General features: G+C 73.7%; 20 protein-coding genes and 1 tRNA gene. 13 read left to right on the top strand and 8 right to left on the bottom strand.

The window, feature by feature from the left end; translation table 11 throughout:
- Positions 1-13 precede the first annotated feature (13 nt).
- Positions 14-937 carry an NADP-dependent oxidoreductase gene (locus ACIGXW_RS29440; protein ID WP_399575777.1) on the top strand — a complete coding sequence of 308 codons (924 nt, stop codon included), beginning with the start codon at positions 14-16 and terminating at the stop codon, positions 935-937.
- A 42-nt stretch (positions 938-979) separates the two neighbouring features.
- On the opposite strand, the gene ACIGXW_RS29435 is transcribed toward ACIGXW_RS29440, so the two are convergent.
- Positions 980-1,510 carry an NUDIX domain-containing protein gene (locus tag ACIGXW_RS29435; protein WP_071961934.1) on the bottom strand — a complete coding sequence of 177 codons (531 nt, stop codon included), beginning with the start codon at positions 1,508-1,510 and terminating at the stop codon, positions 980-982.
- A 23-nt stretch (positions 1,511-1,533) separates the two neighbouring features.
- Positions 1,534-2,415, bottom strand: coding sequence for a DMT family transporter (locus ACIGXW_RS29430; RefSeq protein WP_071961955.1), 882 nt, complete (start codon positions 2,413-2,415; stop codon positions 1,534-1,536).
- Positions 2,416-2,787: 372 nt separating this feature from the next.
- On the opposite strand from ACIGXW_RS29430, the gene ACIGXW_RS29425 reads away from it, so the two are divergent.
- The 3 genes from ACIGXW_RS29425 (at position 2,788) to ACIGXW_RS29415 (ending at position 7,364) form a co-directional block, all read left to right on the top strand.
- Entirely contained in the window at positions 2,788-3,774 is a 987-nt protein-coding gene (locus tag ACIGXW_RS29425; RefSeq protein ID WP_399575776.1) for a hypothetical protein, read from the top strand.
- Positions 3,775-3,849: 75 nt separating this feature from the next.
- The gene (locus ACIGXW_RS29420) at positions 3,850-5,424 is read left to right on the top strand and encodes an APC family permease (RefSeq protein ID WP_399575775.1); all 1,575 of its coding nucleotides are present in this window, start codon (positions 3,850-3,852) and stop codon (positions 5,422-5,424) included.
- Entirely contained in the window at positions 5,421-7,364 is a 1,944-nt protein-coding gene (locus tag ACIGXW_RS29415; protein ID WP_399575773.1) for a primary-amine oxidase, read from the top strand. Before ACIGXW_RS29420 ends, ACIGXW_RS29415 begins: the two co-directional genes overlap by 4 nt.
- Positions 7,365-7,385: 21 nt before the next feature.
- Here the strand turns inward: ACIGXW_RS29415 and ACIGXW_RS29410 are convergent, their stop codons facing one another.
- Both ACIGXW_RS29410 and ACIGXW_RS29405 read right to left on the bottom strand, forming a co-directional pair.
- Positions 7,386-7,790, bottom strand: a complete 405-nt coding sequence (locus ACIGXW_RS29410) for a (2Fe-2S) ferredoxin domain-containing protein (protein WP_360911590.1) — start codon at positions 7,788-7,790, stop codon at positions 7,386-7,388.
- A 110-nt stretch (positions 7,791-7,900) separates the two neighbouring features.
- Positions 7,901-7,988: transfer RNA gene (locus ACIGXW_RS29405), tRNA-Leu, on the bottom strand.
- Positions 7,989-8,222: 234 nt separating this feature from the next.
- Here ACIGXW_RS29405 and ACIGXW_RS29400 point away from each other — a divergent pair.
- The 3 genes from ACIGXW_RS29400 (at position 8,223) to ACIGXW_RS29390 (ending at position 10,981) form a co-directional block, all read left to right on the top strand.
- A complete protein-coding gene (locus ACIGXW_RS29400) occupies positions 8,223-9,572 on the top strand; it encodes a M20/M25/M40 family metallo-hydrolase (RefSeq protein WP_399575771.1) in 1,350 nt (449 codons plus the stop codon).
- A gap of 153 nt (positions 9,573-9,725) precedes the next feature.
- Entirely contained in the window at positions 9,726-9,959 is a 234-nt protein-coding gene (locus tag ACIGXW_RS29395) for a chaplin (RefSeq protein ID WP_071961929.1), read from the top strand.
- A 179-nt stretch (positions 9,960-10,138) separates the two neighbouring features.
- A complete protein-coding gene (locus tag ACIGXW_RS29390) occupies positions 10,139-10,981 on the top strand; it encodes a chaplin (protein ID WP_399575769.1) in 843 nt (280 codons plus the stop codon).
- A gap of 129 nt (positions 10,982-11,110) precedes the next feature.
- Here the strand turns inward: ACIGXW_RS29390 and ACIGXW_RS29385 are convergent, their stop codons facing one another.
- The gene (locus ACIGXW_RS29385) at positions 11,111-11,299 is read right to left on the bottom strand and encodes a DUF5703 family protein (protein ID WP_071961927.1); all 189 of its coding nucleotides are present in this window, start codon (positions 11,297-11,299) and stop codon (positions 11,111-11,113) included.
- 47 nt (positions 11,300-11,346) lie between these two features.
- Here ACIGXW_RS29385 and ACIGXW_RS29380 point away from each other — a divergent pair, with 47 nt between their 5' ends.
- Positions 11,347-12,096, top strand: coding sequence for a hypothetical protein (locus tag ACIGXW_RS29380; protein ID WP_399575767.1), 750 nt, complete (start codon positions 11,347-11,349; stop codon positions 12,094-12,096).
- A 58-nt stretch (positions 12,097-12,154) separates the two neighbouring features.
- Here the strand turns inward: ACIGXW_RS29380 and ACIGXW_RS29375 are convergent, their stop codons facing one another.
- Entirely contained in the window at positions 12,155-14,398 is a 2,244-nt protein-coding gene (locus ACIGXW_RS29375) for a helix-hairpin-helix domain-containing protein (protein WP_399575765.1), read from the bottom strand.
- A complete protein-coding gene (locus ACIGXW_RS29370; protein WP_399575764.1) occupies positions 14,395-15,378 on the bottom strand; it encodes an aldo/keto reductase in 984 nt (327 codons plus the stop codon). The genes ACIGXW_RS29375 and ACIGXW_RS29370 overlap by 4 nt, the downstream gene beginning before the upstream one ends.
- A 145-nt stretch (positions 15,379-15,523) precedes the next feature.
- Here ACIGXW_RS29370 and ACIGXW_RS29365 point away from each other — a divergent pair, with 145 nt between their 5' ends.
- Positions 15,524-16,573 carry an LLM class F420-dependent oxidoreductase gene (locus tag ACIGXW_RS29365; RefSeq protein WP_399575934.1) on the top strand — a complete coding sequence of 350 codons (1,050 nt, stop codon included), beginning with the start codon at positions 15,524-15,526 and terminating at the stop codon, positions 16,571-16,573.
- Between the two features lie 231 nt (positions 16,574-16,804).
- Positions 16,805-17,593, top strand: coding sequence for a ferritin-like domain-containing protein (locus tag ACIGXW_RS29360; protein ID WP_399575763.1), 789 nt, complete (start codon positions 16,805-16,807; stop codon positions 17,591-17,593).
- Positions 17,594-17,614: 21 nt separating this feature from the next.
- Here ACIGXW_RS29360 and corA read toward each other — a convergent pair whose 3' ends face one another.
- Positions 17,615-18,607, bottom strand: coding sequence for a magnesium/cobalt transporter CorA (gene corA / locus ACIGXW_RS29355; RefSeq protein WP_399575932.1), 993 nt, complete (start codon positions 18,605-18,607; stop codon positions 17,615-17,617).
- Between the two features lie 114 nt (positions 18,608-18,721).
- On the opposite strand from corA, the gene ACIGXW_RS29350 reads away from it, so the two are divergent.
- The 3 genes from ACIGXW_RS29350 (at position 18,722) to ACIGXW_RS29340 (ending at position 20,918) form a co-directional block, all read left to right on the top strand.
- A complete protein-coding gene (locus ACIGXW_RS29350) occupies positions 18,722-19,417 on the top strand; it encodes a histidine phosphatase family protein (protein WP_071961921.1) in 696 nt (231 codons plus the stop codon).
- A gap of 116 nt (positions 19,418-19,533) precedes the next feature.
- Positions 19,534-20,124, top strand: coding sequence for a DUF3090 domain-containing protein (locus tag ACIGXW_RS29345; RefSeq protein WP_399575761.1), 591 nt, complete (start codon positions 19,534-19,536; stop codon positions 20,122-20,124).
- Positions 20,088-20,918, top strand: a complete 831-nt coding sequence (locus tag ACIGXW_RS29340; RefSeq protein WP_399575759.1) for an SCO1664 family protein — start codon at positions 20,088-20,090, stop codon at positions 20,916-20,918. Before ACIGXW_RS29345 ends, ACIGXW_RS29340 begins: the two co-directional genes overlap by 37 nt.
- Positions 20,919-21,001: the final 83 nt, after the last annotated feature.

Raw genomic sequence — 21,001 nt, 5'->3', positions numbered from 1 at the left:
AGGAGCCAGCACGATGAAGGCTGTCAGCTACCGGACCTACGGCGGCCCCGAGGTCCTCGAGTACGGCGACCTCCCCCGGCCCAAGGTCGGCCCCGACGCCGTCCTGATCAAGGTCAAGGCGGCTGCCGTCAACCCCGTCGACTGGAAGGCGCAGGCCGGCTACCTCGACGGCATGATCGAGCCCGTCTTCCCGGTCGTGCCCGGCTGGGACGTCTCCGGCGTGGTCGTCGGGCTCGGCGCGGACACCCCCGAGTTCCAGGTGGGCGACGAGGTCATCGGCTACGTCCGGGAGGACTTCCTCTCCCGGGGCACGTTCGCCGAGTACGTGGCCGCCCCGGCGCGCACGCTCGCGCCCAAGCCCGCCAACCTCACCTTCGAGCAGGCCGCGGGCATCCCGCTGGCGGGCCTGACCGCCTACCAGGCCCTGAAGGCGGTGGGCGCGGGCGAGGGCGACACCGTGCTGATCCACGCCGCGGCCGGCGGCGTCGGCACCATGGCCGTGCAGCTCGCCCGGCACCTCGGCGCCCGCGTCATCGGCACGGCCAGCGAGCGCAACCACGACTACCTGCGCTCCCTGGGCGCCGAGCCCGTCACCTACGGCGAGGGCCTGGCCGGGCGCGTACGGGCCCTGGCCCCCAAGGGCGTGAGCGCGGTCCTCGACCTGGTGGGCGGCGGGGCGATCGAGACCTCGCCCGAGGTCGCGGCGGACGGCGCCCGCCTGGTCTCCATCGCGGACCCGGCCGTCGCCGGCCTCGGCGGCCGCCTGCTGTGGGTGCGCCCCGACACCGCCGACCTCACCGCGCTCAGCCGCCTGGCGGAGCAGGGCGTGCTGTCGGTCGAGGTGGCCGAGGTCTTCCCGCTGGAGAAGACGGCCGACGCCCAGCGCCTGAGCGCGGCGGGACACACGCGAGGCAAGATCGTCGTCACGGTCGACTGAGTACGGGGCGGGCCGGCCCGCCCGCCGAGCGGGGCCCGGGGGCTATCCCCGGGCCTCGCGGTGTTCTACGAGCCGGTGGTACGCCTCGAGCCCGTCCGGCACCCACAGCCAGTCGTCCAGGCGGGCCCCCAGCTCCTCGTCGGACAGGAAGCCGTACCAGGCGACCTCTTCCTCCTGGGGCCGGACCGGAAGGTCGAAGCGGACCTCGTAGACCGCTGACCACCAGCTGTGCTCGGGTGTCTCATAGAGGAAACGGAACAGCGGCGTGGGGGCGGGCAGGCCGCTGACACCCAGCTCCTCCTCCGCCTCCCGCAGCGCGGCCCCGTCGTAGGACTCGCCCGTCCCGAGGACCCCGCCGACGAACATGTCGTAGTGCGAGGGGAAGACGAGCTTGCGCGCGGTGCGCCGGTGCACGAAGATCCGCCCCCGGGCGTCCCGCGCCTGGACGAACACACAGCGGTGCCGCAGCTTCCGCGCGTACACCTCGCCCCGCGGCGCCTGCCCCACCACCCTGTCGTGCTCGTCGACGATGTCCAGCACCTCATCGGCCCCGAGCGGCTGCTGATCGGTCATGGGGCCATCCAACCAGCCGGGGGTCAGTGCGGCTGCAGGTCGCGGACCTGGCCGGGCGCCGCCGTCCCCGAGGGCATGGCCGGATGCCGGCCGATCAGGACGATCCCGAGGACGATCGCCACCACGCCCGCCGCCTGGGCGGCCAGCGCCCCCGGCGTCGTCCGCAGCTGGTCGCCCATGAACCCGACGCCGCAGGCGATCCCCGCCAGCGGCTGGGCGGCGGTCAGGGCGGGCAGCGACATCCGCAGGGGAGCCGTCTCGAAGGCGCTCTGCACCAGCACCAGCGCCGTCACACCGAGCGCCGCCACCGCGTACGGCTGCCAGCTCGTGGCCAGGACGGTCCACCCCTGGCCCAGCAGGCCGCCGCACACCCGGGTGAGCGCGTCCTGCACGCCGTAGAGCAGCCCGGCCGCCACCGCCAGCAGGGCCGCCTCCGTGCTCATCCGCACCCGCTTGGACAGGGCCGCCAGCAGCAGGGCCCCACCCACCATGACGCCGACGACCAGCCAGTGGCGCAGCGGATCGGTCACGGTGCGCCCGCCGTGCGGCCGCCCCGCGACGATGAAGGCGGCGACCCCGCCCGCCAGCAGCCACAGGCCGCCCCAGCCGGTGAGCCCGAGCGGCGCTCTGGTCCGCCATCGGGAGAACGCCATCGCGAACAGCAGGTTCGTCGCCAGCAGCGGCTCGACCAGCGAGACCTCGCCCCGGCCGAGCGCGATCGCGCCAAGTGCCATGCCGCACACCATGAGCGCGATGCCCGCCAGCCAGCGCGGCATGCGGGCCAGGTCCAGCAGCAGCCGCAGCGAGAGGAAGTCGCTCATGGGGGCCCGCTGCGCGGCGTCCTGCTGGAGGACGAACCCCACACCCAGGAAGCATGCCGCGCTCACGGCGAAGGCGAAGACCATCACGTCGCGCACCTCAAGACCGAGCGGTCGTCGGAGACTTGACACCACAGACGATAGCCGCCGCAGGGGACGACGTGGCGGTCGAGTACCCCTTTTCAGGGCTTTCATCCGGTCGGGGCGTTGACGATTCCCGGGCTTCTTCGAACACTAGTTCGCAGAGGTGTGCATGCCCGTGACGTTCCGCATCCCCCGCTCGGGGGCCTTTCGGCAACTGGGGCTGACGGTACGTTACTTGACGTAATGTCAGCATCAAGACCGGCCTTGACTCGGAGCCGTGACTACCGGTTTGCTGTGCGTGATCGAGAACGCATGCGCACGGACGCCCCCGACCCGGCGCCCGGAGGGGACGTACGCCGTGGAGGAACCCCGCAGATGACGCCCCCACCCCCCTTGGGCCGCCCCCGGAACAAGGACGGGCCGAACTTCGACCCCGCCCTGGACGACGGCGAACTCGCGACCGTACGCGACGCGCTGATCCGGGGCCGTTGGGCCGACACCCGCACCCTGCTCGCCCGCACCGGCGACGACTGGGACCGCCGCGGTCACCGCCTCGTCGTCCTCGCCGAGGGCTCCACCAGCGCCGCCTGGGCCCGGGAGTGGCAGCTCGCCGAGCCCGACAGCCCCGACGCCGCCGCCCTCCTGGCCTGCTCCACCGTCGTCCGCGCCCTGCACGGCAAGGACAGCCCCGACGCCGCCCGCGCCCTGTGCCTGACCGCCGCCCGCATGGCCCCCCGCGACCCGACGCCCTGGCTCGCCATCCTCCTCCTCGCCCGCCGCACCGGCACCGACGACGAGCGCGTGCGCGCCTTCGACCAGGTGCGCGCCCGGCACCGGGACCACCACCACGCCCACCACCTGATGGCCGCCTGCCTGGCCGAACGCCAGGAGGGCGACCGCGACGACCCGCTGCACGAGGTCTACGACTTCGCCTCCTGGGCCGCCGAACAGGCCCCCGCCGACTCCCCGCTGGCCGTGCTGCCCGTCGTCGCCCACGCCGAGCGCTACCGCGTCCTGGCCGGCGCCGGACTCGAGCCCGCCGACCCCGCCCGCTCGGGACACTGGTCCACCCGCCGGGCCCGGCAGGTGATGAAGGCCGCGTTCGACTGGTGGCTCGAATGGGACATCGATGAGGACGCAGCGGACACGGCGGACGCGGCGGGCACCACGTCCCACCCCCGACGCAAGGTCGACCTCAACTACCTGGCCCACGCCAAGCTGCACGAGGGCCGGCCCGCCGAGGCCGCCGCGCTGCTCACCCGCATCGGGTCGCACGCCACGCACGCCCCCTGGTCCTACCCCGACCGGGACCCCAGAAAGAGCTTCCGGGCCGCCCGCCGCGCCGCCCTCGGCGCCGCCTGAACCGCGGCCCGCACCGCCTCGCACCACCCGCACCACCCCGGCTCCGCTCACCCCCACGGGAAGGACGGCCCCGCCATGTCGACGGGCAGCACGAGCGAGATCAGCACCTTCAAAGGGCAGGAGAGACGCCTGCGCGCAGGCCGCATAGGAGTGGCCGGCCTGCTGCTGTCGGTCGTCGCCGCCAGCGCCCCGCTGATGGTCACCGCGGGCGTCATGCCCACCACATACGGGACCATGGGCATCGTCGGCCAGCCCCTGCTCTTCGTCATCCTCGGCGTGGTCCTGACACTCTTCAGCTTCGGCTACGCCGAGATGAGCCGCCACGTCCACAACGCCGGCGCCTTCTACGCCTACATCGCCCGCGGCCTCGGCGGCACCGCGGGCGCCGCCGCCTCCGTCGTCGCCCTGGTCGCCTACAGCGCCATGCAGTTCGCCATCTACGGCATCTTCGGCTTCGAGCTCTCCGGGCTCCTCGGGAAGCACCTCGGCATCGCCGTCGCCTGGTGGGTGCCCGCACTCGCCGCCGTCGCCCTCGTCGGCGCGCTCGGCTGGCTCAAGGTGGACCTCAACGCCAAGGTCCTCGGCGTGCTCCTGCTCGTCGAGTGCGCCATGGTCGTCGTCTTCGACGCCGCGGCCCTCGGCAGCCCCGGCCCGGACGGTGTCTCCCTCGACGCCTTCGACCCCGCCACCCTCTCCGGCGCCGGTCTGGGCACCGCGCTGTGCTTCACCATCGCCTCCTTCGTCGGCTTCGAACAGGCCGCCGTCTATGCCGAGGAGACCAGCCGGCCCCAGGTGGCCGTCGCCCGCGTGACCTTCCTCGCCGTCGGCTTCGTCGCCCTGTTCTTCGCCTTCGCCTCCTGGGCGCTGAGCGTGGCCGCCGGGCCCTCGCAGATCATCGCGCTGGCGCAGAAGCAGGGCCCGAACCTCCTCTTCGCCCTCTCGGAGGAACGGTTCGGCACGACCTTCACCGACGTCATGCACCTCTTCTACGTGACCGGCATGTTCGCCGCGATGCTCAGCTTCCACAACGTCGTCGCCCGCTACGCCTTCGCCATGGGCCGCGAGGGCCTGCTGCCGGCCGCCGTCAGCCGCACCTCCAGGACCAGCGGCGCGCCCGCCTACGGCTCGCTGCTGCAGAGCGCTGTCTCCCTGCTGGCCGTCGCGCTCTTCGCCTTCACCGACGACCGCCCCCACGGCGACCCGACCGCGCCCGTCCTGCGGCTGTTCACCTGGATGGGCAACGTCGGCGCGCTCGGCGTCATCGTCCTGATGGCCACGGCCAGCGCCGCCGTCATCGTCTTCTTCGTCCGCCGCGGCGCGGCCCGCGCCCAGGCGCCCCGGCTGATCGCCTCCGGGACCGCCGGGCTGATCCTGCTGGTCATCGTCGGCTACGCGGTCAAGGACTTCGACGTCCTGCTCGGCGCCGGCCCCGGCGGCGTCCTGGCCTGGATCCTGCCCGGCCTGATCGGCGCGGCCGTCGTCCTCGGGCTCGGCTACGGGCTCGTGCTCAAGGCCGTACGCCCCCAGGTGCACGCCCGCATCGGGCTCGGCAACGAGGCGTTCCAGCTGGAGAAGGCCGCCAAGGAGGCGGCATCCACGGAGCCCTCCGGAACCACCGGTCCCACGACATCCAGAAAGGTTTCCTCATGACGTGCTGCCCCTCCGGCTCCCCGGCCGTCGCGCCCCATCCGCTCGACCCGCTGAGCGCCGCCGAGATCGCGACGGCCCGGCGCGTGCTCGAGGAGGCGGGCAAGGTCTCACCGTCCACCCGCTTCCCGCTGGTCCTGCTCGACGAGCCCGACCGGCACACCGCCGCCGTCCACCGGCCCGGCGACCCCGTCGTACGGCGGCTGCGCGTCACCCTGCTCGACTCCTTAACCGGCGCGGCCGCCGAGGCGCTCGTCGACGTCACCGGCGCCCTGCTGCTCTCCTACCGCGCCCTGGACGTGGCCACCGACGGCCAGCCGCAGGTCATGTTCGAGGAGTATCCGGTCGTCGAGGCGATCGTGAAGGCCGACCCCGGCTGGCGCAAGGCCATGGCCGAGCGCGGCGTGGACGACACCGGCCTGGCCGTCTGCGCCCCGCTCGCGGCCGGCGACCTCGTGCTCGACCGGCCCGGCCGCCGGCTGCTGCGCTGCCTGACCTGGCTGCGCTGCGACGCGACCGACAACGCCTGGGCCCACCCCGTGGGCGGCCTCGTGGCCGACGTCGACGTCATCGAGCGGCGCGTCGTACGGATCATCGACACCGGAGCGGTGCCCGTACCCACCGAATGCGGCCGGTACGAGCCCGAGTTCACCGGCCCGCCCCGCACCGACCTGCGCCCGCTGGAGATCACCCAGCCCGAGGGGCCGTCCTTCCGGCTCGACGGGCCCCTGCTGACCTGGCAGAACTGGAGCTTCCGCGTCGACTTCAACGCGCGGGAGGGCCTCGTCCTGCACCGGATCACCCACCGGGACGGGCAGGACGGCAGGGAGCGGCCGGTCCTGCACCGCGCCTCCCTCGCCGAGATGGCCGTCACCTACGGCGAGCCCGAGGAGAGCCGCAACTGGGTGGCCTTCCTCGACGCCGGCGAGTACTCCCTGGGCCGCAACGCCAACGCCCTGCGGCTCGGCTGCGACTGCCTCGGCGAGATCCGCTACCTGGACGCCGTCGTCGCCGACGACTCGGGCCACCCCGAGACCCTGTCCAACGCCATCTGCATCCACGAGGAGGACCACGGCCTCCTGTGGAAGCACACCGACATCTTCAACGACAACGCCGCCCACAGCCGCCGCTCCCGCCGCCTGGTCATCTCCTTCATCGCGACCGTCGGCAACTACGACTACGGCTTCTACTGGTACTTCCACCAGGACGGCACCATCGCCTTCGAGGCCAAGTCCACCGGCATGGTGCAGACCACCGCCGTCGAGCCCGGCGCCGGCTCGCCCCACGGCACCGAGGTCGCGCCGGGCCTGCTCGCCCCGTACCACCAGCACCTGTTCTGCGTCCGGCTCGACGTAGCCGTCGACGGGCTCGCCAACACCGTCGAGGAAGTGGACGTCGTCCCCGTCCCCGCCGGCCCCGGCAACCCCGCCGGCAACGCCTTCACCACCCGCACGACCGTCCTGGCCGACAGCGCGGACGGCGGCCGGGTGGCCGACCCCGCGGCGGGGCGGCGCTGGCGGATCACCAACCCCGGCTCGCACAACCGCATGGGACAGCCCGTCGCCTACACCCTCGTACCGCAGCCGGGGCCGCTCGTCCTGGCCCGGCCCGACTCGGCCGTGGCCCGGCGCACGGCCTACGGCGCCAAGCACCTGTGGGTCACCCGCCACCGCGCCGACCGGCGCTACCCGGCGGGCGACTACCCCAACCAGCACCCCGGGGGTGCCGGGCTGCCGCAGTGGACCGCCGGCGGCGAGAACCTGGAGAACACCGAGCTGACCGTCTGGCACACCTTCGGGCCCACGCACCTGCCGCGCCTGGAGGAGTGGCCGGTCATGCCGGTCGACCCCACCGGCTTCTCCCTCAAGCCCACGGGGTTCTTCGACCGCAACCCCGCCCTGGACCTGCCCGCGGAGAAGGGCCGCGGCCACCGCGCGGTGTGACGCCCGGGGGAGGACGCGCCCTCAGCTCTCCAGCGCCTTCCCCACCCGCCGCGAGACGGTGAACTCGTACAGGTCCAGCACCCCGGGCGGCTCCGCCAGACCCGGTCCGCCCGAGCGCACCCACGCGGCGATGTCCGCCAGCGCGTCGTCGTCGTTGACCAGGCCCAGCCACACCGGCCGGCCCCCGGCCGCCCGCCCCGCCGCCGACGGCTGCACCACCACCACGTTCGCCTGGTCGCACACGTCCAGGCACTCCGAGGCCCGCACCGGCGCCGCATCCCCCAGGGCCCGCCGCAGCCGCGCGATCTGCCCCGCGTGGTCCACGCCCGGCACCTTCGCGGGGTCGCCGCAGCAGCAACCCCGGCACACGGTGACCCGGCAGGGTGCGGCGGACGGGGCGGCGCTGCGGGGGCTCTGGGGCGTCATCCGGATGATCTTACGCAGGGTCGAACGCCAGCACGAGGGGTCGCCGGGGGGCACCGGCGCGAAAGGGCCGGGAAAACAGAAGAACCCCAGCTGATAGCTGGGGTTCCCGCTGGTGTCCGAGGGGGGACTTGAACCCCCACGCCCGATAAAGGGCACTAGCACCTCAAGCTAGCGCGTCTGCCATTCCGCCACCCGGACCAGGTGTCTGTCTTCGCGGGGTGTTCCCCGCGGCGACATGGAAAACAATACCAAACATTCAGCGGTGCTCGATCACGCTCCCGGGCCACCGGCGGCGCCGGTCGTTGCGGGCGTGTGTCGGCCGCATTGCGGCCTTGGGCTGGGGGAACGGGAGGGGGAGGATGGCCGTGGACCCACGCCGGGGGCCGCGCACACCTGCCGCGGCCGACCGGCGGCGAACCACGAGGAGGCAGCGTGAGCGAGTCGAAGCCGGCCACCGCCGGCACGGGCAGGAGCGCGGGCAACGCCGAGGCCGAGGTGGTCGACCTCTGCCGCGACCTGATCCGGATCGACACCAGCAATTACGGCGACCACTCCGGCCCGGGCGAGCGCGCCGCGGCCGAGTACGTCGCCGAGAAGCTCGCCGAGGTGGGCCTGGAGCCGACGATCCTCGAATCCCACCGGGGGCGGGCCTCCACCATCGCCCGCATCGAGGGCGAGGACCCGTCCCGGCCCGCGCTGCTCATCCACGGCCACACCGACGTCGTCCCGGCCAACGCCGACGACTGGACGCACCACCCGTTCTCCGGGGAGATCACGGACGGCTGCGTGTGGGGGCGCGGCGCGGTCGACATGAAGGACATGGACGCGATGACCCTCGCGGTCGTACGGGACAGGCTGCGCAGCGGCCGCAAGCCCCCGCGCGACATCGTGCTCGCCTTCCTCGCCGACGAGGAGGCGGGCGGCACGTACGGCGCGCGCTACCTGGTCGACAAGCACCCGGGCCTCTTCGAGGGCGTGACGGAGGCGATCGGCGAGGTCGGCGGCTTCTCCTTCACCGTCAACGAGCAGCTCCGGCTCTATCTGGTGGAGACCGCCCAGAAGGGTATGCACTGGATGCGCCTCACCGTGGACGGCACGGCCGGGCACGGCTCGATGACCAACAAGGACAACGCCATCACGGAGCTGTGCGAGGCCGTGGGGCGGCTGGGGCGGTACGAGTGGCCGGTCAGGGTCACCAAGACCGTGCGGTCCTTCCTGGACGAGCTCTCCGACGCGCTCGGCACGGAGCTGGACCCCGAGGACATGGAGGGCACCCTCGCCAAGCTCGGCGGCATCGCCAAGATGGTCGGCGCCACGCTGCGCAACTCCGCCGCCCCCACCATGCTGGACGCGGGCTACAAGGTGAACGTGATCCCGGGCCAGGCCAGCGCCCATGTCGACGGGCGCTTCCTGCCGGGGCACCAGGAGGAGTTCCACGCCGACCTGGCCCGCATCCTCGGCCCCCGGGTGAAGATCGACCAGGAGCGCTCGCACCTGGACAAGGCGCTGGAGACCGACTTCGACGGCAAGCTGGTCGACGCGATGCAGACGGCGCTGCGGGCCGAGGACCCGATCGCCCGCGCCATCCCGTACATGCTCTCCGGCGGCACGGACGCCAAGCACTTCGACGACCTGGGCATCCGCTGCTTCGGCTTCGCCCCGCTCCAGCTGCCGCCGGAGCTGGACTTCGCCGGGATGTTCCACGGAGTGGACGAGCGCGTGCCCGTCGATGGTCTGAAATTCGGTGCGCGGGTGCTCGACCGCTTCCTGGATGAGTGCTGACTTCAGTCCTGAAAGGGCGTCAGGCTGCGCGTATTTGGCGCTTCCTTCGCCGGAAAGAGTGAACGCCTACGTCCTTACGTAGCCCCTATTCCTCCTCGTCGTTACAGGTGTGCGGTCCGCGGCTGGGACCGCATTGCCAACAAGGAGGAATCCATGCTCAAGAAGGTCGTCGCCGCCGCGGCAGCCACCAGTGGTCTCGTACTCGTGGGCGCGGGCGTCGCCGCCGCCAGCGGGGGTGCCCAGGGTGCTGCCGTGAACTCTCCCGGCGTCGTCTCGGGCAACGTCATCCAGGTCCCGGTGGCTGTGCCGGTGAACCTGTGTGGCAACACGATCAACGTCGTCGGGCTGCTCAACCCCGCCACCGGTAACACCTGCGTCAACAAGTGACGCCGTGTCCCCACCCGAGGGACTGAACCGCGGTGGCTCCGGAGCGCGCGCCATGCGCTCCGGGGCCGCCGGGCTTTGGGGCCATAGGGATGGGACCAGGTTTTCCGCGCATGGGTGGGGAAATGTACGCCCTTGCGCATTCCGCATGGCAAGCAGAGCAGCAGAGGGGCAAGACGAAAATGCGACAGGTCACCAAGAAGGGCCTGATCACCGTAGCGGCGGCCAGTGGGGTCATCGCCGCTGTCACCGGCGGCTACGCTCACGCCGACTCGGGTGCCAACGGCGCCGCGGCGCACTCCCCGGGCGTCGCTTCGGGGAACACCGTTCAGGTTCCGGTCCACGTGCCGGTGAACGCGTGCGGCAACACCGTGAACGTCGTCGGGTTGCTCAACCCCGCGACGGGCAACCGCTGTGCCAACGGCGGCCACGGCCACAAGGGCCACGGCGGCCACGGCAACGGCGGCGCGCTGGCGAACGGCCACAGCGCCGGCTCGCCCGGTGTGGCCTCCGGCAACACCGCGCAGGTCCCGGTCAGCATCCCGGTCAACGCGTGCGGCAACAGCGTCAACGTCGTCGGGATCGGTAACTCCACGCACGGCAACACGTGCGTCAACAACGGCCACGGTCCGGCCCAGCAGGGTCACGACCACGACCACGGCCACAAGCCGCCGCACCACGGCGAGAAGCCGGGGCACCCGGGCCCGCAGAAGCCCGGTGGCGGGCACCACAACCCGCCCACCGAGGAGAAGCCCGGCCACAAGCCGCCGGCCAAGCACCACGACGAGCCGGCCGGCCACCCCGGCGCGCCGGGTCACCACCAGGCCAAGCCGGCCATGGAGGTGAAGGACGCGCACCTTCCCGCCGCGCCCCTCGCCGAGCACCGTCCGGCCACGGTCGCCCAGAAGGCCGCGGAGCTCGCCCACACCGGTGCCGGTCAGCTGGGTGCGGCCGGTGCCGCCAGCGCGGGCCTGCTGCTCGGCGGTGCGATGCTCTACCGCCGTGCCCGTGGGGCGCAGGGCTGACACGCCTGAACGGCTGAGCCGGTCCAGCACCGGCACGGAGCGGGTCCCGCGGTCGCGGGGCCCGCTCCGTATGCGTTCACGCCCGGGTGCTCACCCGGTCGCCGTGCGGTACCGCGACGCGGTACCGGGTCACCATGTGGCGCGGATCTGGCGGATGATCCGTCGGCGCAGCCGCACCCTGCGGCTGCCGTCGGGATAGAGGCGCAGTCGGTCCAACTCCCAGTGTCCGTACTCGGCGTGTTCGGTCAGCAGGCGTGTGGTCGCCCCGCGGGAGACGCCCCGGGGCACATACACATCGCAGAATTCGTATTCCGGCATCGCATCTATTGTGCGGGAACGGGCCCGGTGCGGATAGCGTCTGCACTATGTCTGATGCTGCGCAGCCAACCGCTGCCGAGGTACGGGCCGCCGCCGAGGCGGTCAAAGCCGCTCTGGACCGCCACCTCGAGGCCGTCGAACGCCGTTCGGGGGAGGACGACCCGGCCGTCTACGCCGCGTTCAACGAGCTGGCCGCGACAGCCGAGGCGTACGACGAGCTGCTCTACGACGCCTATGACGAGGTCACCCCCTTCGAGATCCCCGGGGACGACACGCTGCCCGCCTACGCCGGGCCGGACGAGCCCAGCGCGCTGAGCGTGCTGATCCGCAGGGACTACGCGGTGGTCGAGCCACAGCGGCTGCTCGCCCAGGCCCAGCGCGTCGCCGACCTCGATCCGGACGTCGACGTCGACACGGACGCAGGGGGGCACGGCGGCGCGGCGGGCATCGTCGGCCACAGCGTGCACGCCGCCCTCGGGGTGCTCTTCGGCGAGTACGAGCCGGACGAAATCGCCTCCCGCCACAAGGAGTTCGGCCTGGAGGAGGGCGACTCCACGCTGTGGGTGTCGGCCGCCGACGAACCGGCCGAGCCGGGGGAGTGGCTGGGCGAGCCCTTCGACCAGGCCGATCCGCAGCGGGTCATCTGCCGCTTCGACGTCAGCGCCGTCTTCGACGAGGAGCTGGGCATCGAGGACGGCGATGACGACGACGAGGACGACGACGGCCTCGACGACGATCTCGACGTCGACGACGGGGAGGGCGACGACGGCCGGACCGTGCGGCGCCCACGCCGCTGACCTCGGCTTTTCCGGCCGCCGCGGCGGCTCCTGACGGAGCCGGCGGGGCGGCCGTCGCTCATTCGGCGGGGCGGCTCTGCGCCTGCAGCAGGGACTGCAGGCGGGTGGTCCGCTCCTTCGCCGGCACCTCGGCGACGGCGCGGGGCAGCGCCTGGTCCACGCCGTGCACCACCGACAGATGCCGCTCGGCGCGGCTGAACGCCGTATAGACCCACGAGCGCGTCAGCGACGCGGCGGCGTCGCCCGGCAGGACCACCACGGCCGCGGGCCAGCGCGTCCCGGCCGCCTGGTGGGCGGTCACGGCCCAGCCGTGGCGCACCTCGTCCGCGACGCGGTCCGGCGGTACGACCACGGGTGTGCCGCCGCAGTCCAGACGCAGCCCCTCGGCGTCCGCCGAGGTCACGGTCCCGGGGAGCATGCGGCCGGGGGCGGGGACGTACGCGACGCGGTCGCCGGGGTCGAAGCCGCCGAACCGGCCGGGGCCGGGGTTCAGCCGCTCCTTGAGCGCCGCGTTGAGCGCGCGGGTACCGGCGGGGCCGCCATGGCCCGGGGTGATCACCTGGGTGCGGTCGGCGGGCACGCCGATCGCGCGCGGCACGGAGTCGGCGACCAGCTGCACCGTGCGGTGCACCGCCTCGCCCGGGTCCCGCACCGGGACGATCACGACCTCCTTGCCGGGTGCGGCCACCTGCTGGAGCTCGCCGACGCCGATGCCCGAGACGAGTTCGCCGAGGGGGCCCGGGTCCGGGGTGCGGGAGACGACCACCGGGCAGGCGCGGGCCGCCACGACGTCCGCGAACACACGGCCCGGGCCCGCCGACCACAGCACGCCGGGGTCGCCGCCGAGCACCAGCCGGGTGCCGTCCGCGAGCGACTCCACCAGCAGCGCCGCCGTCTCCACGTCCAGCTGCGGGGCGTCGAGGACGGCGAGCACGTCCAGGGCCAGGCAGTCGTCCTCGTCGCGCCCGGGGCCCTCCTGGCCGGACAGCAGCCCGCCGACAGTGACGGCGTCGGGGACGCCCAGCTCGGTGAGGCGGCGCCGGCCGTCCTCGGTGTGCGCGGCGGCGCAGGCGCGCAGGCCCAGCCCGGCCGCCGCCGTGATCAGTGCGGCGGGCTCGGCGCGGGCGGCCTCGCCGCCGCTGTGCGCGACCAGGCCGCAGGCCCCGGCCGCGCGGATCAGCTCGGCGGCGGAGGGGGAGGGGGCGGCGCCGGCCGCCGCTTCCCAGTCGGCCTCGGGCAGGGTGGCGGCGATCAGCCGGGCGAGGCCGTCGGCGAGGCTCTCCTCCGCCATGGCGTAGCGGTCCAGGCCCAGCAGCAGGGACACCGGGGACCCGGCGTCGCCCTCCTCGCTCTCGCCCTCGCCCTCCGGTCCCTCCTGGAACACCAGCACCGCGCCCTCCGCGATGGCGCTCTGCAGCGCCTCGTCCGGGTCGGGTACCGAGCGCCGGGCGAGCTCGGCGCGCAGCGCCGGGGCGTCCAGCACGGTGTGCCCGGCGAGCGCGGCGCGCTCCAGCAGCCATACGACGAGCGCCTGGGCCCGCCGCTCGTCGCCCGGCCCGCACTCGGGGCCCAGCAGGGCGCGCGCGAAGCCGTCGGCCTGCTCGGGCCGGACGCCGGGCACGGCGAGCAGCCGCCAGGGGTCCTCGCGGAGGACGCCGGCGGCCTGCTCGCCGAGCGCCTGCGCGGCCTGCGGCGCGAGCTGCTCCGGCGCGCCGCCCGCGGCGAGCACCTCGACGAGGCCCGCGCTGGGGGCGACCGCCGCCCGGGCGGCGGGGGCCGGTACGGGCCGGGCGGGTTGGGCGGGCGAGGTCCGCGCCACCGGCCTGGTTCTGGGCTTGGGCTCGTTGAAGAACGACGCCGCGGACCGCTCCCCGCTCTCCACGGCCCGCACCGCGGCCGCCAACGCCTCGGCCACGGCCGACCGCGCCTGGCCGCCGCCCTCGCCGCCCTCGCCGCCCTCGCCGCGCGCGGCGGGCACCGCGCCCGCGTCCGCCCCGGCGTCGCTGCCGCGCTCGGCACCGCCTTCCGCGTCCGCCGCGGCGTGAGTGCCGGCCGCACCGGGGACGTCCGGCGCCGTGCCCCCGCTGTCGGTGCCGCCCTCGCCGTGCGAAGCCCGCACCGCACCCGTGTCCTCGGCGCCGCCGCCCTCGCCGGGCGCGGCCGGCTCCGTAGCGCCGGCGTCGTCGGTGCTGCCGTGCGATGCCTCGGCCGCCTCGGGGGCGGGGCCGGTCGGGCGGGGGGCGGCCTCTTCCGCGGGCGCGGCGGTGGGTTCACCGGCGAGGTGACCGCGGTCGTTGGTCACAGCGTGCTCCAGTCCTGGTCGGGGTAGCGGTGCACGGGCGCCGACACGTCGTCGAGCGCCTGGCAGATCTCGTCCGGAAGACTAAGGGTCTCCACTGACAGTGCCGCCCCGAGCTGCTGCGTGGTGCGGGCGCCGACGAGCGGGGCGACGACGCCGGGGCGGTCGCGGACCCAGGCCAGGGCCACCTGCAGGGGGGTGACGGCGAGGCCGTGGGCCGCCGTGGTGACCGCGTCGACGATGCGGGCCGCCGTGTCGTCCAGGTAGGGGGCGACGAAGGGGGCGAGGTGCTCGGAGGCGCCCCGGGAGTCGGCCGGGGTGCCGTGCCGGTACTTGCCCGTCAGCACGCCCCGGCCCAGCGGCGAGGACGGCAGCACGCCGATGCCGAGGTCGAGCGCCGCGGGCAGGACCTCGCGTTCGATGCCGCGCTGCAGCAGCGAGTACTCCATCTGCGTACAGGCCAGCCGGGTGCGCACCGCGGGCTCCGCGAGCTGCCACGTCGCGGCCTTGGCGAGCTGCCAGCCGCAGAATCCGGCGACCCCGGCGTAGCGGGCCCGGCCGCTGCGGACGGCGAGGTCGACGGCCTGCAGCGTCTCCTCGACCGGGGTGGCGGCGTCGAAGGCGTGTATCTGCCACACGTCGACGTAGTCGGTGCCGAGCCGTTCCAGGGAGGCGTCGAGCGCCGCGAGGAGGTGGCCGCGCGAGCAGTCGACGCGCCGGTCGGGGTCCAGCACGCTGCCGGCCTTGGTGGCGATGACCAGGTCGCGGCGCGGTACGAGGTCCTCCAGGAGCCGCCCGAGGAGGTACTCGGCGCCGCCGTCCGCGTAGACGTCCGCGGTGTCCACGAGCGTGCCGCCCGCCTCCCAGAAGGCCTTGAGCTGCCCGGCCGCCTCGTGCTCCCCGGTGTCCCGGCCCCAGGTCAGGGTGCCGAGCCCGAGCCGGGATACCCGCAGGCCAGTGCGGCCGAGATGCCTTTGTTCCATGAGCGCTGAGAGTACTGTTCGCGTCGCACCGCGTCGCCGTGCCGCCGCCGGGCCCGGTGAACTGCCCGATGACGTACCCCAGGTCCGCGCGCTAGAGTCCGGCGACAACGACGTTACTGATGAGTAAGGGGTGCCCGTGAGCGGGATGAGGCTCGGAATCAACCTCGGCTACTGGGGAGCCGGGATGGACGCGGACAACCTCGCCGTCGCCCGCGAGGCGGACCGCCTCGGCTACTCCGTCTGCTGGGCCGCCGAGGCGTACGGCTCGGACGTGCCCACCGTGCTGTCGTGGGTGGCCGCACAGACCGAGCGCATCGACGTCGGCTCGGCGATCCTGCAGATCCCCGCCCGTACGCCCACGATGACGGCGATGACCGCCGCCACCCTCGACTCGCTCTCCGGCGGCCGCTTCCGGCTGGGCCTGGGCGTCTCCGGCCCGCAGGTCTCCGAGGGCTGGTACGGCGTGAAGTTCGACAAGCCGCTGGCCCGCACCCGCGAGTACGTCGAGATCGTCCGCAAGGCGATGTCCCGCGAGCGTGTCACCCACGAGGGGGACCACTGGACGCTGCCGCTGCCCGGCGGCCCCGGCAAGCCCCTCAAGCTCACCGTGCACCCCGTGCGCGAGCGCATCCCGCTGTACATCGCCGCGATCGGCCCGAAGAACCTCGAGCAGACCGGTGAGATCGCCGACGGCGCGCTCGTCGTCTTCTTCGCCCCCGAGCACGCCGAGGAGACCACCCTCGGCGCCCTGCGCGCCGGCCGCGCCAAGGCGGGCAAGGACCTCGAGGGCTTCGACCTCGCCCCGACCGTCCCCATGGCCGTGGGCGAGGACGTCGACGCCCTCGCCGACCTCTTCCGCCCCTACACCGCCCTCTACGTGGGCGGCATGGGCAGCGCCAAGCAGAACTTCTACAACAAGCTCGCGCAGCGGATGGGGTACGAGAAGGAGGCCGCCGAGATCCAGGAGAAGTACCTCAGCGGCGACAAGGCCGGCGCGGCCGCGGCCGTCCCCCGCAAGCTGATCGACTCCACGTCCCTGCTCGGGCCGGTCGAGCGCATCGCCGACCGCATGCAGGCCTACGCCGACGCGGGCGTCACCACCCTGTCGCTGGCCCCCGCCGGGTTCACCCGGGAGGAGCGGCTCGCGAGCCTGCGGACCGGCGTCGAGGCGCTGGAGCGGGCCGGACTGGCCTGAGCGGACCCCGACCGGCCCCTCGAAGGAGGGGCCGCGGCCGTGGTGGGGGCTCGGGGGTCGTCTTCCCCGCCACGGCCGACACCGAACACAACGCCCGGGCGCCCCGGTGGTTACGCGCCGGGGAACCCTCGAATCTCCGCCCGAACTCCTCCGTTCGGCCGAGCGTGCGCCGTCCCTGATTGCCGCGCCCTGTGCGGGGCCGTTGACTCGGTGCAGACGGAGGTGAGGGCCATGCTCACGGCCAGAAGTCTGTTCCAGGAGATCATCGACAACGACGAGGCTTATCAGCTGTTCTGCTCCATCGCCGCGAGCGGTGAGCAGCAGGGCGGCTGGGAGAACGGCCGGATCGCCGCCCTGGTGCCGGAGAGCCGGCGCACGCTCGCCCCCAAGATCGCCCGGCACGGTGCCGACGAGGACAAGCACGGACGGATCTTCCAGGCCCTGCTGCACAAGCGCGGACTGACGCGGATCGAGGCGCCGCCGGAGACCGACTACACCATGATCCTCGAGCGCGAGGGCATCGGCCTCCCGCACGGGAAGCTGCGCGGCGAGGAGCCGCTGACCGAGCGCGACATCATCGCCTACCTCGCCCACAGCCGGGTCACCGAGCAGCGCGCCTCCGAGCAGATGGCCCTGCTCATCACGTACTTCGGCGACCACCCCGAGGTCGGCAGGGCCGTCCGCATGATCGGCGACGACGAGGCCAACCACCTCGCCTACTGCCACGAGGAACTGCTGCGCCTCGCCGCCGCCGGGCACGGCCGGACCATCCAGGCCCTGCTGCGGGAGAGCGCGCTCGCGGAGATCGCCGTCTACCGGGACGTCAGCCTCGCCGTGATGAGCCGCATGGGCCGCATCCTGCGCTGGCCGAAGCCCAAGTCGGCCGCGCTCGCGGCGGCCGTCCACGCCGTGTACGCCTACGAACGGCTCGTCGGCTGGCGGCGGATGGTCTCCCTGCGCATGCCGGAGCGGCGGGACGCCCTGGGCGGTGCCCCCACCACGGCCGTCGAATTCGCCTGAGCCGCCGGCCGGGGCGCTCTCCTACAGCCAGCCGCGCCGCTTGAACATCCGGTACAGCCAGAACACCAGAGAGACCATCAGCACCACGACCGCCGGGTAGCCCCACGGCTGCCGCAGCTCCCACATGTGGTCGAAGTTCATGCCGTACACCCCGGCGACCATCGTCGGCACGGCCGCCATCGCCGCCCAGGCGGAGATCTTGCGCATGTCGTCGTTCTGCTGGACGCCCATCTGCGCGAGGTGGGCCGAGAGGATGTCCGTCAGCAGCCGGTCCAGGCCCTCCACGGACTCGTTGGCCCGCGCCAGATGGTCGCTGACGTCGCGGAAGAAGGGCCGCGAGCGGTCGTCGACGAACGGCAGCCCCGCCGACGCCAGCCGCGCCACCGGCTCGGTCAGCGGGATCGTGGCCCGCCGGAACTCCACGACCTGCCGCTTGAAGGAGTAGATCCGCGACGCGGTGTGCTTGGTGTCCCCGCCCAGCGGCGCGAACACTTCCGCCTCCAGCTCGTCCAGGTCCGCCTGCAGCAGCGCGGCCACCTCCGTGTACTGGTCCACGACCTCGTCGCTGACCGCGTACAGCACCGCCGTCGCCCCGTGGCACAGCAGCTCCGGGTCCTGCTCCAGCCGCTTGCGCACGCGCGCCAGCGGGCTGCCCTCGCCGTGCCGCACGGTGACCACGAAGGAGTCGCCGACGAACAGCATCAGCTCGCCGGTGGTGACGGTGTCCGCCTCGTCGTCGTAGACCACGGGCTTGAGCACCATGAACAGCGAGTCGTCGTAGACCTCCAGCTTCGGCCGCTGATGGGCGTGCAGGGCGTCCTCCACGGCCAGCGGGTGCAGCCCGAACTCGCTGGTGACCAGCTCGAACTCCTTCTCCGTGGGCTCGTGCAGGCCGATCCACAGGAACGAGTTCCCGTCGGCGCGCGCCTGGTCCAGCGCGTCGGAGAAGTCGGCGGGCCCCTCGGTGCGGTGCCCGTCGCGGTAGATGGCGCAGTCCACGATCACGCGAGACAGCCTTTCCTGGAACGTTCCCGGAAAACTACCCCCCGCGCCTTCCCCCGCACGCCCATTCCCACGACACTTCCGTCACACTCCGACGGCACCGGGCGGCGTCGTAGGCTGGCGGCCATGCCCACGCTGATCCTGGTCCGGCACGGCCGGTCCACCGCCAACACCCAGGGAGTGCTCGCCGGGTGGACCCCCGGCGTGGCACTGGACGAGCGCGGCGCCGCCCAGGCCGCCGCCCTGCCGGCCCGGCTGGCGGACGTCCCCCTCGCCGCCGCCGTCACCAGCCCCCTGCAGCGCTGCCTCGAGACCGTCCAGCCGCTGCTCGACGCCCGGCCCTCCCTGCCGCTGCACACCGACGAGCGCGTCGGCGAGTGCCACTACGGCGACTGGTCGGGCCGCAAACTCACCGACCTCGCCGGCGAACCGCTGTGGGAGGTCGTCCAGCGCCACCCCGCCGCGGCCGCCTTCCCCGGCGGGGAGTCCGTCCGCGCCATGCAGGCGCGCGCGGTCGACGCCGTACGGGAGTGGAACGAGCGCATCGAGGGGGAGTACGGCCAGGACGCCGCCTACCTCGTGTGCACCCACGGCGACCTGATCAAGTCGCTCGTCGCCGACGCCCTGGGCCTGCACCTGGACCACTTCCAGCGGATCACCGCCGACCCCTGCTCGGTCACCGCCATCCGCTACACCCGGCTGCGCCCCTATCTGCTGCGCCTCGGCGACACCGGTGACCTCGCCGGCCTCGTCCCCGCCGAGCCCTCCCGCGAGGAGGCCGCCGCGGACGCGGCCGTGGGAGGCGGTGCGGGAGCACCGTGATCGTCGCGCGCAGTAGGGTGGTGACGCGGGAGCGCCCGGGCCGCGCCCGGGGGACGCGTACGTGATCCCGCACCCGGCACAGACACTCCGACCACCGAACCCAATGGAGCAGGACGTTGTCCCGTCAGGTGTTCCTCTACGACCCACCGGACCGCTTCGTCGCCGGTACGGTCGGGCTGCCGGGCCGCCGCACTTTCTTCCTCCAGGCCACCGCGGCCGGCCGGACCACCAGCGTCGCCCTGGAGAAGGCGCAGGTCGAGGCGCTCGCCGAGCGCATCGACGAGCTCCTCGACGAGGTCGTGCGGCGCACCGGCGGCAGCGCCCCGGTGCCGGCCGTGGCACCCGTGGAGTTCACCGACTCCGAGCCCCTCGAATCCCCCGTCGAGGAGGAGTTCCGCGTCGGCACCATGGCCCTGGCCTGGGACGGCGAGGGCCAGCGCATGGTGGTCGAGGCACAGGCCCTGGTGGAGCTGGAGGCCGGCTCCGACGAGGACCTCGTCGAGGCCGAGGAGCGGCTGCTGCAGGACGAGCTGAACGGCCCGCCGATGCTGCGCGTGCGGCTCACCGGCACCATGGCCCGCGCCTTCGCCAAGCGCGCCCTGGAAGTCGTCAACGCCGGCCGGCCGCCGTGCCCGCTGTGCAGCCTGCCGCTCGACCCGGAGGGACACGTATGTCCGCGCCAGAACGGATACCGCCGCGGAGCGTGACCCCGCACGAGCTGCTGGCCGAGGGCGAGCTGACCGTCCGCGGGCGGGTCCGCGAGGCCTCCAACGCGGTCCTCTACTGCACGGTCGAGTACGAGGGCGTGAGCGCCGCCTGCGTCTACAAACCCGTCGCGGGGGAGCGGCCCCTGTGGGACTTCCCCGACGGCACCCTCGCCCAGCGCGAGGTCGCCGCCTACGAGCTCTCCGAGGCCATGGGCTGGGGGCTCGTCCCGCCGACCGTGCTGCGGGAGGGCCCGTACGGGCCGGGCATGTGCCAGCTGTGGATCGAGGCGTCCGCGGACGAGGAGACCGGTGAGGCGCTCCTGGCCCTGGTCGAGGGCGAGGAGCCGGGGCCCGGCTGGAAGGCCGTCGGCTTCGCGGAGGTGGGCGAGGACCGCACCGCGCTGCTCGTGCACGCCGACGACGAGCGGCTGCGCCGGCTGGCCGTCCTCGACGCGGTCATCAACAACGGCGACCGCAAGGGCGGCCACCTGCTGCCCGCCGCGGACGGCCGGCTCTACGCCATCGACCACGGGGTGACGTTCAACGCGGAGGACAAGCTGCGCACCCTGCTGTGGGGCTGGGCGGGGGAGCCGCTGCCCGAGGAGGCGCTGGCGGCCCTGCGGCGACTTTCGGCCGATCTGGCCGAGGGGCGCCCCCTGGCCGGGCGACTGGCGGAACTGATCACTCCGGCGGAGATCGAGGCGCTGCGGGGACGGGTGGCCGAGCTGCTGCGCACCGGGCGGCACCGCGAGCCGAGTGGGCAGTGGCCGGCCATCCCCTGGCCGCCGGTGTGATCTTTCCGGGCCGGCATGCGGGAATACACATGTCGGGAGCCCTTCGCAAGAAGGGAAGTTCGGCCAACCCCCGCGCCCGGTTC

The organism is Streptomyces sp. NPDC053079 (genome assembly GCF_044546695.1).
GTDB lineage: Bacteria > Actinomycetota > Actinomycetes > Streptomycetales > Streptomycetaceae > Streptomyces.
This window is presented reverse-complemented; position numbering and strand designations above follow the sequence as displayed.